General features: G+C 36.4%; 11 protein-coding genes. 3 read left to right on the top strand and 8 right to left on the bottom strand.

Annotated features, from left to right (window positions below):
• Window positions 1-69 precede the first annotated feature (69 nt).
• The 4 genes from guaB to E0W68_RS07695 all read right to left on the bottom strand — a co-directional run bounded on the left by guaB (window position 70) and on the right by E0W68_RS07695 (window position 4,350).
• Window positions 70-1,542 (bottom strand): IMP dehydrogenase, encoded by a 1,473-nt coding sequence (gene guaB, locus E0W68_RS07710; RefSeq protein ID WP_135218848.1) that lies wholly within the window; start codon window positions 1,540-1,542, stop codon window positions 70-72.
• Window positions 1,543-1,645: 103 nt separating this feature from the next.
• Window positions 1,646-2,227, bottom strand: coding sequence for a hypothetical protein (locus tag E0W68_RS07705; protein WP_135218847.1), 582 nt, complete (start codon window positions 2,225-2,227; stop codon window positions 1,646-1,648).
• A gap of 125 nt (window positions 2,228-2,352) precedes the next feature.
• Window positions 2,353-3,216 (bottom strand): hydroxymethylglutaryl-CoA lyase, encoded by an 864-nt coding sequence (locus tag E0W68_RS07700; RefSeq protein ID WP_135219021.1) that lies wholly within the window; start codon window positions 3,214-3,216, stop codon window positions 2,353-2,355.
• Between the two features lie 99 nt (window positions 3,217-3,315).
• The gene (locus tag E0W68_RS07695; protein ID WP_135218846.1) at window positions 3,316-4,350 is read right to left on the bottom strand and encodes a quinone-dependent dihydroorotate dehydrogenase; all 1,035 of its coding nucleotides are present in this window, start codon (window positions 4,348-4,350) and stop codon (window positions 3,316-3,318) included.
• An 89-nt stretch (window positions 4,351-4,439) separates the two neighbouring features.
• On the opposite strand from E0W68_RS07695, the gene E0W68_RS07690 reads away from it, so the two are divergent.
• Both E0W68_RS07690 and pepT read left to right on the top strand, forming a co-directional pair.
• Window positions 4,440-5,051, top strand: coding sequence for an HD domain-containing protein (locus E0W68_RS07690; protein ID WP_135218845.1), 612 nt, complete (start codon window positions 4,440-4,442; stop codon window positions 5,049-5,051).
• A 58-nt stretch (window positions 5,052-5,109) separates the two neighbouring features.
• Entirely contained in the window at window positions 5,110-6,357 is a 1,248-nt protein-coding gene (gene pepT, locus E0W68_RS07685) for a peptidase T (protein ID WP_135218844.1), read from the top strand.
• A 60-nt stretch (window positions 6,358-6,417) separates the two neighbouring features.
• Here the strand turns inward: pepT and yajC are convergent, their stop codons facing one another.
• The 4 genes from yajC to E0W68_RS07665 all read right to left on the bottom strand — a co-directional run bounded on the left by yajC (window position 6,418) and on the right by E0W68_RS07665 (window position 9,336).
• Window positions 6,418-6,699, bottom strand: coding sequence for a preprotein translocase subunit YajC (gene yajC / locus E0W68_RS07680; RefSeq protein WP_135218843.1), 282 nt, complete (start codon window positions 6,697-6,699; stop codon window positions 6,418-6,420).
• A 2-nt stretch (window positions 6,700-6,701) separates the two neighbouring features.
• Entirely contained in the window at window positions 6,702-7,181 is a 480-nt protein-coding gene (locus E0W68_RS07675; RefSeq protein ID WP_235831828.1) for a DUF1573 domain-containing protein, read from the bottom strand.
• A gap of 20 nt (window positions 7,182-7,201) precedes the next feature.
• A complete protein-coding gene (gene nusB, locus E0W68_RS07670) occupies window positions 7,202-8,110 on the bottom strand; it encodes a transcription antitermination factor NusB (protein WP_135219019.1) in 909 nt (302 codons plus the stop codon).
• A 122-nt stretch (window positions 8,111-8,232) separates the two neighbouring features.
• On the bottom strand, window positions 8,233-9,336 hold the full coding sequence (locus tag E0W68_RS07665) for a Glu/Leu/Phe/Val dehydrogenase dimerization domain-containing protein (RefSeq protein WP_135218842.1): 1,104 nt from the start codon (window positions 9,334-9,336) through the stop codon (window positions 8,233-8,235).
• 195 nt (window positions 9,337-9,531) lie between these two features.
• On the opposite strand from E0W68_RS07665, the gene E0W68_RS07660 reads away from it, so the two are divergent.
• A complete protein-coding gene (locus E0W68_RS07660) occupies window positions 9,532-11,292 on the top strand; it encodes an ABC transporter ATP-binding protein (protein WP_135218841.1) in 1,761 nt (586 codons plus the stop codon).
• Window positions 11,293-11,347: the final 55 nt, after the last annotated feature.

The raw sequence follows: 11,347 nt of genomic DNA, 5'->3' as shown, positions 1-11,347 counted from the left end.
AGCAGGAGTAATTACTCCTGCTTTTTTGTGCGTTGTGTTATTTGTAGTTTAGTGTGAACTCTTAATTAATTATCTTGAATAGTTCGGAGATTCGTTAGTAATAGTAACATCGTGTGGGTGACTTTCGGATATACCGCTTGATGTAATACGTACAAAACGACCTGTTTCCTGCAATGTAGGAATATCTTTAGCTCCGCAATACCCCATTCCGGCACGAAGCCCGCCAATGAATTGCAGCATACTTTCAAACAATTCGCCTTTATAGGGTACACGTCCCACTATACCTTCGGGTACCAATTTTTTAACATCATCTTCCACATCTTGGAAGTAACGGTCTTTAGACCCTTCTTTCATTGCCTCTACAGATCCCATACCTCTGTAGGATTTAAATTTCCTGCCTTCAAATATTATTGTTTCTCCCGGAGATTCTTTAGTTCCGGCAAGTAATGACCCAAGCATTACACAATCCGCTCCCGCAGCAAGTGCCTTAGGTATATCACCTGTATAGCGAATACCACCATCGGCAATAACCGGAACACCTGTCCCTTTTAAAGCAGCAGCTACTTCCAGCACTGCCGAGAATTGAGGGAAGCCTACACCTGCCACCACACGGGTAGTACATATAGACCCCGGACCAATACCTACTTTTACAGCATCTGCACCGTTTTCGGCAAGGTACAATGCTGCTTCGGGAGTAGCAATATTACCTACTACCACATCAAGCTCAGGAAATTTTGCTTTTACTTCTTTCAGTACTTTTACTACACCTTGTGTGTGCCCGTGTGCTGTATCTATAATTACGGCATCAACACCAGCATTTACCAAAGCCTCTGCCCTTTTTACCACATCGGCGGTAACGCCGAGCGCAGCAGCAACACGCAGCCTGCCAAACTTGTCTTTATTGGCAATCGGTTTTTGGGTAAGTTTAGTAATATCTCTAAAGGTTATAAGCCCTACCAGTTTGTAATCGTCATTTACAACAGGTAGTTTTTCTATTTTATGCTTTTGCAGTATGCTTTCGGCTGTATTCAATGTTGTTCCTTCTCCTGCGGTAATCAGTTTTTCAGAGGTCATTACTTCCAGTATAGAGCGATTGTTATCTTTTTCAAAACGTAAATCACGATTGGTAACAATACCTTTCAGTATGCCGTTTTCATCTACAACAGGAATCCCGCCAATGCTAAACTCACGCATTACATTTTTAGCATCGCCTACATTTGCCGTTAGCGGTAATGTAACAGGGTCTATTATCATACCTGATTCTGCACGTTTTACTTTACGGACTTCGGTAGCCTGCTGGTCAATAGTCATGTTTTTGTGCAGTACACCTATACCGCCTTCGCGGGCTATAGCAATAGCCATAGCGCTTTCGGTAACGGTATCCATAGCTGCCGAAACAATAGGAACGTTGAGCGTTATATTTCGTGAAAATTTTGATTGTATGCTTACTTCGCGTGGTAAAACTTCGGAGTAATTCGGAATAAGGAGTACATCATCGTAAGTAAGACCTTCGCCGATGATTTTATTTATATGTGCCTTCATGTTGCAATTTGTAGTTAAATTGCATGCAAATATACTACTTTTTAATGATAATTGTAAACTATATCCCTTTAATGATGTTTTAAAAATATTAAAAGTCGAATCTTTAAAAAGATATCAAAGGAGTAGTAAATCTTTTTCCTAAACATTTAAAACAAACACCTCCTTGTATATGATTATATTGTTCAAACCAACCTGTACCATTACATCGACCACAAGGAATTAATATCTGACTATTAGCAAAACTTTCATTATCGAAAATTTCTATATTCGATTCAATATGTAATTCTGAGTGACACCAATTACAAAGTGTAATTAAAGCATCATCTTTATATTCCCATGGAAGCTTATTAAAAATATAATACTTGTGATGTACTTGTAAATGATAGGGTTTATAAGTTACAACCAGTCTTGGAATTTCAACATCAATTACGAAACCATTATTATCTAAAATAGATTGTTTTTCTTCTGTTCCATCGTCGGTCAAGTAACTATATAAATTTTTTTCTTTATCAAAATGTGCATAAGAACCTGTTGCAGAATAATTACATTTTCTACACCTTTTACCATCTCTCTCAATAATTCTTTTTCTTGTTCTTTCCCATTCTGTAGTAAATAATAAATTTTGATATGTAATTTCTTCTATAGGTTTACTCTCTAATAGTCTTTGGTATGAAATTTTATCCATAATATATTTCTTTCTATATTATCCTGACTTCCGCTTGAGAATAAAATATATGATATACAAAACTATGAGAATTTTTGCAATAATGTAAGTTTTATTTGCTTATTCGAAGTTAAAACAACAACCAATTAATGATACTCCCCAAACAGCTTTGTAGCCTCGTTATAAGCACTTTCAAAGCTAAGGGCGTTTAAATTTGTGGTTACTTTGGCTGCTGTAAAGTACGAAAGCATCTTTTCAGTAGGCATATTACCCGTAAGGTCGTCTTTTGCCATCGGGCAGCCGCCAAAGCCTTGTATAGCTCCGTCAAAACGTGTACAACCCGCTTTGTAAGCAGCATCTACCTTTTCGTGCCACTTGTCGGGCGTGGTGTGCAGGTGTGCGCCAAACTCAATAGTAGGATATTTTGGTATCAGGTTAGAAAACAAATAATCAATTACATCGGGTGTAGAACTCCCCACCGTGTCTGAAAGGGATAATATAGTTACCCCCATACCCGCCAGTTTTTCTGTCCACTCCCCTACTATTTCCACATCCCAAGGGTCACCATACGGATTACCAAACCCCATGGAGAGGTATGCAACGACCTCTTTATTGCTTTTTGCAGCAATATCCAGGATTTCCTGTAATGTTACTATCGATTCGGCTATGGTTTTATGCGTATTACGCATCTGGAAGTTTTCGGATATAGAAAAAGGATAACCTAAGTAATGTATTTCCGGATGCACCGAAGCTATCTCTGCTCCTTTGGTATTAGCTATAATTGCCAGTAACTTAGTTGTGGTTGCAGAAAGGTCAAGTTGCGCCAGTACTTCGGCGGTATCCTGCATTTGCGGAATAGCCTTTGGTGAAACAAAACTGCCAAAATCGAGAGTATCGAAACCAATACGCAAAAGCGATTGTATATAGGCTGCTTTTTTTTCTGTCGGGATAAATGCCTTTATGCCCTGCATGGCATCGCGCGGACATTCGATTATTTTTACCTGCTCCATAGACTTCAAAGATATAAAATTTAGCGTTTACGAAATCGTTTTATTTTTTATGATATCCGTAAAATCTGCTTCAATATATAAGAATACTTTACCAGTTTCTTACTTATTCATTGCTAATATCTTTTTATTGATAGCTTTAACCAGTGCGGGTCCTTCATATACAAAGCCTGTATAAAGTTGTATGAGGCTTGCTCCTGCTTCCAATTTTTCAATAGCATCTTCGGGGGTATGGATGCCGCCTACTCCTATTATAGGGAATGCTTTATTACTTTTTTCTGAAAGGAAACGTATTACTTCGGTTGAACGTTTGGCTAAAGGTTTACCACTAAGCCCGCCTGTCTCCGATTTATTCTCCGATTGTAACCCTTCACGGGATATGGTTGTGTTTGTAGCTATTACTCCTGCTATTGCGGTAGTTTTCACTATATCTATAATATCCAAAAGCTGCTCATCCGTAAGGTCGGGAGCTATTTTTAGCAGTATTGGTTTTTGCTTAGGCTTTGCAGCATTTTTATTTTGTAGTGTTTGTAGAAGTTTGGTTAATGGTTCTTTATCCTGTAATTCTCTAAGATTTGGTGTGTTAGGCGAGCTTACATTTACTACAAAATAATCTACATAATCATAAAGGGCATCAAAGCATATTTCGTAATCTTTTACAGCATCTTCATTTGGGGTAATTTTATTTTTACCAATATTTCCGCCTATTAATACATGATTTTTTCCTTTCGGGTTGTTTTTTAGTCGTTCTACCGCATCTGCTACTCCGCCATTGTTAAAGCCCATTCGGTTGATGAGTGCTCTGTCTTCACGCAAGCGGAAAAGCCTTTTTTTAGGGTTACCGGGTTGTGGCTTGGGTGTTAACGTCCCTATCTCAATAAAGCCGAATCCGCAGTTAAATAACTCTCTGTAAAGTGTAGCATCTTTATCTAAGCCTGCAGCAAGCCCTACGGGATTTTTAAACTTTAACCCAAAAACTTCTCTTTCAAGCCTTGTATCACTCACTTCATATTTTGCCCTGAATAAAGCGGGCATTCCGGGAATTTTATTGATGAAACGAATAGAATCGAAAGTAAAATAATGCACTTTTTCGGGGTCGAAACGAAAAAGTAACGGTCGTATAATTGATTTGTACATAGTTGTTGTGTTGTGATTGCAAAAATAACATTATCCTCTCAATAATTACTACATTTGGTATAAACACATAATTCCGATATCATTTTATTATGAAAGATATTTTTTATGAACTGTTTGGAAGTTATACTGATAATCCTTCTTTAACAAAGGAACTTTGGATTGAAATAGAAACAAATTATTCAGCCCGAGGCAGGCATTATCATACCATACAGCATTTGGAGAATATGTATAATGAATTAAATGAATGCCATGATGAAATTGCCGACCGGGATACTATCCTGTTTTCATTATTCTATCATGATATAATTTATGATACCTCAAAAAAGGATAATGAAGAAAAAAGTGCTGATGTTGCAGTAAATCGCCTTAACCAAATAGAATATCCTGAAAATAAAATTGCTTTGTGCCGTAAGCAAATACTGGCTACAAAAAGTCATACTCTTAGTAATAACAATGATACTAATCTTTTTACAGATGCCGATCTTTCTATATTAGGCAGCTCATGGCAAAACTATGAGCAATACTATAAACAGATACGAAAAGAATACAGTATATATCCTGATTTTTTATACAAACCGGGCAGAAAAAAAGTATTACAGCATTTTCTTGATATGGAAAGCATATTTAAAACCGAGCTTTTCAGGAATAAATATGAAAACACAGCCAGACATAACCTCTATAAAGAATTACAGCTCCTTTAAATATAATACTCTCAAATAAATTGTAAATTTGTGCTTCATTATTAATAAAAACATAAAAATGCAACACATAATAGACCGATTTATCAGCTATGTTACTGTTGATACCGAATCTGACCCTAACTCTGAAACAACGCCAAGTACATCCAAACAATGGGATCTTGCCAACCAACTGGCAGAAGAACTTAAAACCATTGGTATGGAAGATGTTACCATAGATGAAAATGCTTATATAATGGCAACATTACCCTCTAATGTGGAGCATGATGTACCGGTTATTGGTTTTGTTTCGCATTTTGATACTACCCCCGATTTTACAGGAGCTAATGTAAAACCTCAAATAGTTGAAAATTATGATGGCGGCGATATTATACTGAATGCTGAGCAAAATATAGTACTTTCTCCTTCCTACTTTAAAGATATGTTGCAGTATAAAGGTCAGACCCTTATTACTACTGATGGTACTACCCTACTGGGTGCTGATGATAAAGCGGGTATTACTGAGATTGTTACGGCTATGGAATATCTTATTAATCATCCTGAAATTAAGCACGGAAAAATACGGGTAGGTTTTACTCCTGATGAAGAGATTGGTCGTGGTGCTCATAAATTTGACGTAGCTAAATTTGGTGCTGACTGGGCTTATACTATGGATGGCAGCCAGATAGGCGAACTGGAGTATGAAAACTTTAATGCGGCAGGAGCAAAAATTACCTTTAAGGGTAAAAGTGTACACCCGGGTTATGCAAAAGGGAAAATGATAAACTCAATGTTATTGGCAAGCCGTTTTGTAGCAGCTTTACCTCAAGGTGAAGTGCCGGAAAGAACATCGGGTTATGAAGGTTTTTATCACGTAACGGGTATTAACGGCAGTATTGAAGAAACTACTGTACAGCTTATCATCCGTGACCATGATAAAGAAAAATTTGAAGCCCGAAAGAAAAAAGTAGCTCAAATAGCCGAAGAAATCAGTAACGAATATATGGAGCAATATGGTGAGCCTATTGCTATTGCTGCTATTAAAGACCAGTACTACAACATGAAAGAAAAGGTAGTACCTGTATTTCATATTGTAGATATTGCCGAGCAGGCAATGAAAGATTTAGGAATAACTCCGCTTATTAAACCAATACGTGGCGGTACTGACGGGTGTCAACTATCGTATATGGGATTACCTTGCCCTAACATTTTTGCAGGCGGTCATAATTTTCATGGAAAATATGAGTATGTACCTGTAGAGAGTATGCAAAAAGCTACAGAGGTAATTGTAAAAATTGCTGAACTTACAGCTAAAAAATATAATGGGTAATGTAGTATAACTTATCTTTATAAAATCAAAAAGCCTCATCGTAATGATGAGGCTTTTTTGTTAGTCTTTTTTAGGAGCATTTAATTTTTGGCTCAGTTCCAGCGATACTGCCGAACGTTCCATTTTTAATTTACCCGCCATAGTTTCAATTACCAAAGTATCATCGCCAAGCTCTAATATCTTGCCATGAATACCGCTTTTTGTAATTATTTTATCCCCTGCTTTAAGGTCTTTTTCAAATTGCTTTTCTTGTTTTTGCCTTTTTTGTTGTGGTCGTATCATTAAAAAATAGATAACGACAAACATTAATAATAACGGGGCAAACTGTTGTAATTGATCCATATTTAGTTTTTCGCTTGTTTAACGCCTACACCAGCTTTTGGTGTAACTTCGGCTGTAAATTTAAGTACTTCGCTACCTTGCTCTGTATTAGCTGTAACAGTTACTGTTTTGTTTTGTTTTCCGCTTTTTCCCGCAGAGTTAAAAGATACGTTTATCTCTCCGCTGTCTCCCGGTTTTACAGCCGTTTTGGTGTAACTTGGCACAGTACAACCACAACTTGCTTTTGCTTCGCTTATAACTAAGTCAGACGATCCGGAATTTGTAAAAGTAAAAGTGTGTTCTACCACATCGCCGGCATTGATTGTACCAAAATCAAATTCGGTTTCGTCAAACTTCATCACGGCTACTTTACCTGCTTCGGCATGTGCCAGTTCGGCTTCTTTTGCTGTTTCTTCATCAATACGCAATGCCGCATTTTCTTTACAAGATACTGTAAGTACTAAAGATGCTATGGCGAACATAGCTGCTGTTCTTTTTATCATAACTATAGTTTTAAATTATTTTACATTAAACCTCTTCCGGTTTTTATCAGTTTATTATTGGTTTGATAATCTTTAATTAAGTTGTCTAATATTCCGTTGATAAAAATACTGCTTTTTGGTGTAGAATATTCTTTTGCTATCTCAAGATATTCATTTATAGTAACTTTTACCGGTATCGACGGAAATTTTAAAAATTCACATATTGCCATTTTTAATATTATGGCATCTATTTCGGCTATACGCTCGGTATCCCAGTTCGGGGTTTTGTCAATAAACTCTCTGGCAAGCTCTCTTTCGTTGAGTACTGTTTTCCTGAATAGGTTTTTTACAAAATCTTTATCATCAACATCCTTATACAGTTTTGGTACAGAAAAAGAATTACCATCCGGCTTTATTTGCTTTAACTGTTTAACTATCATTGTGTTTACCAGCGGAATATCGTCCACCCAAGTTAACTTATAGTCTTCCAGATATTCATACAGCTTCTCGTTAGGCGCAATAACTTCGGTAAAAAGTGAGGCTATAAAATCTCTGTCTTTTTCAAAATCATTTTCTTCATTCTTCATATAATCGTTATATACTTCACTTTGCTTTATTGCTTCGAGCAACAGTAGTATATAATCGTCATTCTGTTTCCAGTTATTTATTTTGCGATCTGCCATTGCAACACTCAGCGAATTGTTTTCTTCCAGCAATTGCAATACCTTATTATTGATAAATTTTTTGTTGGGGTTGCGCTCTTCGCTTGTGGCAAGATGTTTTTTAGACGATTTTGCGAGATAGTCTTCCTCGCTGTTTCTCAGCTCTACAAGAGCGGAAACCATTGTAAGATATAGGTCGCGAATGTTCTCTATACTATAGAAAAGAAACTTTTCTTCCTTTTCCAAGTTGTCTGAATCATTTTGATGCATGGCATATATTGACTGCATCACTTTAACCCGAATATGTCTTCTGTTTAACATTCGTCTATAAGAACTTTAAAAAATTAAAGAAGCGAAAGAAAAATTCTTTCGCTTCGCAAAATTAAAAATAATATTTTTTCTATCGCTAATTATTTAGCGGTTTCTTTCTTTCTGTCGTCAATTCTTTTTTGCGCAATAGACATAGCAGCTTTTTGAGTAGTAATACCGTTAGCCTCTGCATGAGTAAATATTTCTAAGGTAGTATTATAAATATTCTCTGTTCTGCGCATAGCCTCCTGTTTGTCATATCCTACAATCTCGGCATATACATTTATAATACCTCCGGCATTAATAAGAAAGTCAGGAGCATAAGCAATGCCTCTTTCTTGTAATACTTTACCGTGAATCTCATCATTAGCCAACTGGTTGTTAGCTGCACCTGCTATTACTTTGGCTTTAAGCCTTTGTATCGTTTCATCATTAACCGTACCGCCAAGCGCACACGGAGCATAAATATCTACATCAGCACTGTAAATATCTTCGCCCATATATATTTGCGCACCATATTTAGCAGCTACCTCCTGCATTTTGGCTTCGTTAATATCTGTTATTTGTACCAAAGCTCCTTCTTTAACAAGATAGCTTATAAGTGTTTCGCCTACATGACCTGTACCTTGTACCAATACTTTTTTGCCTTCCAGCTTATCAGTACCAAACTTGTACATTGCAGCAGCTTTCATACCCATGTATACACCGTAAGCCGTTACGGGCGAAGGGTTGCCTGATCCGCCTTTGGCTTCTGATATTCCTGTTACATAAGGAGTAACTTCACGAATAATATCCATATCAGGTGTGGTAGTGCCCACATCCTCCGCAGTGATATATTTACCGCTGAGTGAGTGTATAAACTGACCGAACTTAGTCATCATTTCGGGAGTTTTATCCGTTTTGGCATCACCGATAATGACTGCCTTACCACCTCCGAGGTTTAATCCTGAAATAGCAGATTTGTATGTCATTCCTCTTGATAGCCTTAAAACATCATTTAAAGCTTCCCACTCATTAGCATATTTCCACATTCTTGTTCCACCAAGTGCGGGTCCTAAAACGGTATTATGAATACCAATTATTGCTTTTAATCCAGTATCTTTGTCATGACAAAAAACAATTTGTTCGTGGTCATTAAAAGAAAGCTGCCCAAAAACAGGATCAGCTTTTGTAAGATCGTTGGCTTTAATAACTTCTGCTATCATGATTATAATTTTAAATTTGAAATTTATTCAAAAACAGGAGACAAAAATACATATATAATTAAAATATAGCAATATAAACGCTCTTTTTTATGTATTCAATAATTTAAAGCTATATATTATCAGTACTTATAACCACAATTAATAACGTTATTTTAACATTAAAAACAAGTAATATATTAATTTATTAATATTAACATGAAAGAACTTCAGTATTTAAACAAATATTTTATAAAATATAAATTTCGGTTTCTTTTAGGAATAAGCATTACTATAGTAGCGCAAATATTTTCATTATTTACGCCCGAACTTATAGGTAACTCCATTAAATCGATTGAAGAATATGGTCATAAAGGAGGTTTATCTGCCGATGCTATAAAAAGTGAATTACTAACTAATATAATTCTTATAATAGTTACTACACTTATTGCCGGAGTACTTACTTTCCTGATGCGACAAACGTTAATAGTAATGTCGCGCCATGTAGAGTTTGATTTAAAAAATGAAATTTTCAGGCATTATGAAAACCTGTCACAGAGTTTTTATAAGCGCAACCGTACGGGCGACCTCATGAACCGCATCAGTGAAGATGTGGGCAAGGTACGAATGTATGTGGGTCCTGCGGTAATGTACTCACTAAACACCGTAATACGTTTTGCGGTGGTAGTAACGCATATGTATATTATATCGCCAAAACTAACGCTTTACACCCTGCTCCCATTACCTATATTATCCTACAGTATTTTTAAAATAAGTACCGAAATTAACAAACGTAGTACGCTATATCAGCAAAACCTATCCAAGCTATCTACTTTTACGCAGGAAATGTTTTCGGGTATCAGGGTAATAAAGGCTTATGCGCTGGAAAAACAAAAGCAGAATGATTTTACGGATTTGTCCCGCGACAGCAAAAAGAAAAACATGAGCCTGGCTAAAGTTAATGCACAGTTTGGACCATTGATGATATTATTAATTGGTATAAGTAACCTTGTAGTAATATATGTGGGAGGTGTAATGTATATAAACGGTACTATACCTGATATTGGAGTAATTGCACAGTTTATATTATATATTAATATGCTTACCTGGCCTGTTGCCTCACTGGGATGGATATCCTCTATGGTGCAGGAAGCGGAAGCTTCGCAAAAAAGGATAAATGAGTTTTTGAAAACCGAGCCGGATATTCAGAATAATCAAACAGCCCATACTCCTGTAAAAGGTGCAATAGCTTTTGAAAATGTTACTTTTACTTATGATGATACTAATATTACGGCTTTAAACGATGTTTCGTTTACGGTAAACAAAGGAGAAACACTCGCTATACTAGGCAAAACAGGTTCAGGGAAATCAACCATCCTTTCACTCATAAGTCGCCTGTATGATGTGGAGAAAGGCAGCATAATGGTAGATGGCAAGAACATAAAAGACCTTAACCTTAACGACTTGCGAAACAGTATAGGATTTGTACCGCAAGACGCTTTTTTGTTTTCTGACAGCATTCAGAATAATATTAAGTTTGGTAATGAATATGCTACTGATGATGAGGTAGTAACAGTGGCTAAAAAAGCAGTAGTACACAACAACATAATCAGTTTTAATAAACAGTATGAAACTATACTGGGAGAGCGCGGCATAACGCTTTCAGGCGGACAAAAACAAAGGGTTTCCATAGCCAGAGCCATGATAAAAGATGCCCCCATATTATTGCTGGACGACTCGCTTTCGGCAGTAGATACTGAGACCGAAGAGGCTATATTAAACAACTTGCTGGAATTTTGCAAGGATAAAACCACTATAATTGTAAGCCACAGAGTGTCTTCGGCTAAAAATGCCGATAAAATAATTATACTCGAAAACGGAAAAATAGTACAACAAGGCACTCATAATCAAATGGTAAATGCAGAAGGATACTACAAAGAATTATACCTGAAACAACTTTCGGAAAAAGAAATTCAGTAAATTGTTGGATTGTATAATTTTTTTTTAGATTTTTGATTGCTACATAAAATCATAC

The organism is Flavobacterium salilacus subsp. salilacus (genome assembly GCF_004634195.1).
In the GTDB taxonomy this organism is placed as follows: Bacteria; Bacteroidota; Bacteroidia; order Flavobacteriales; family Flavobacteriaceae; genus Flavobacterium; species Flavobacterium salilacus.
This window is presented reverse-complemented; position numbering and strand designations above follow the sequence as displayed.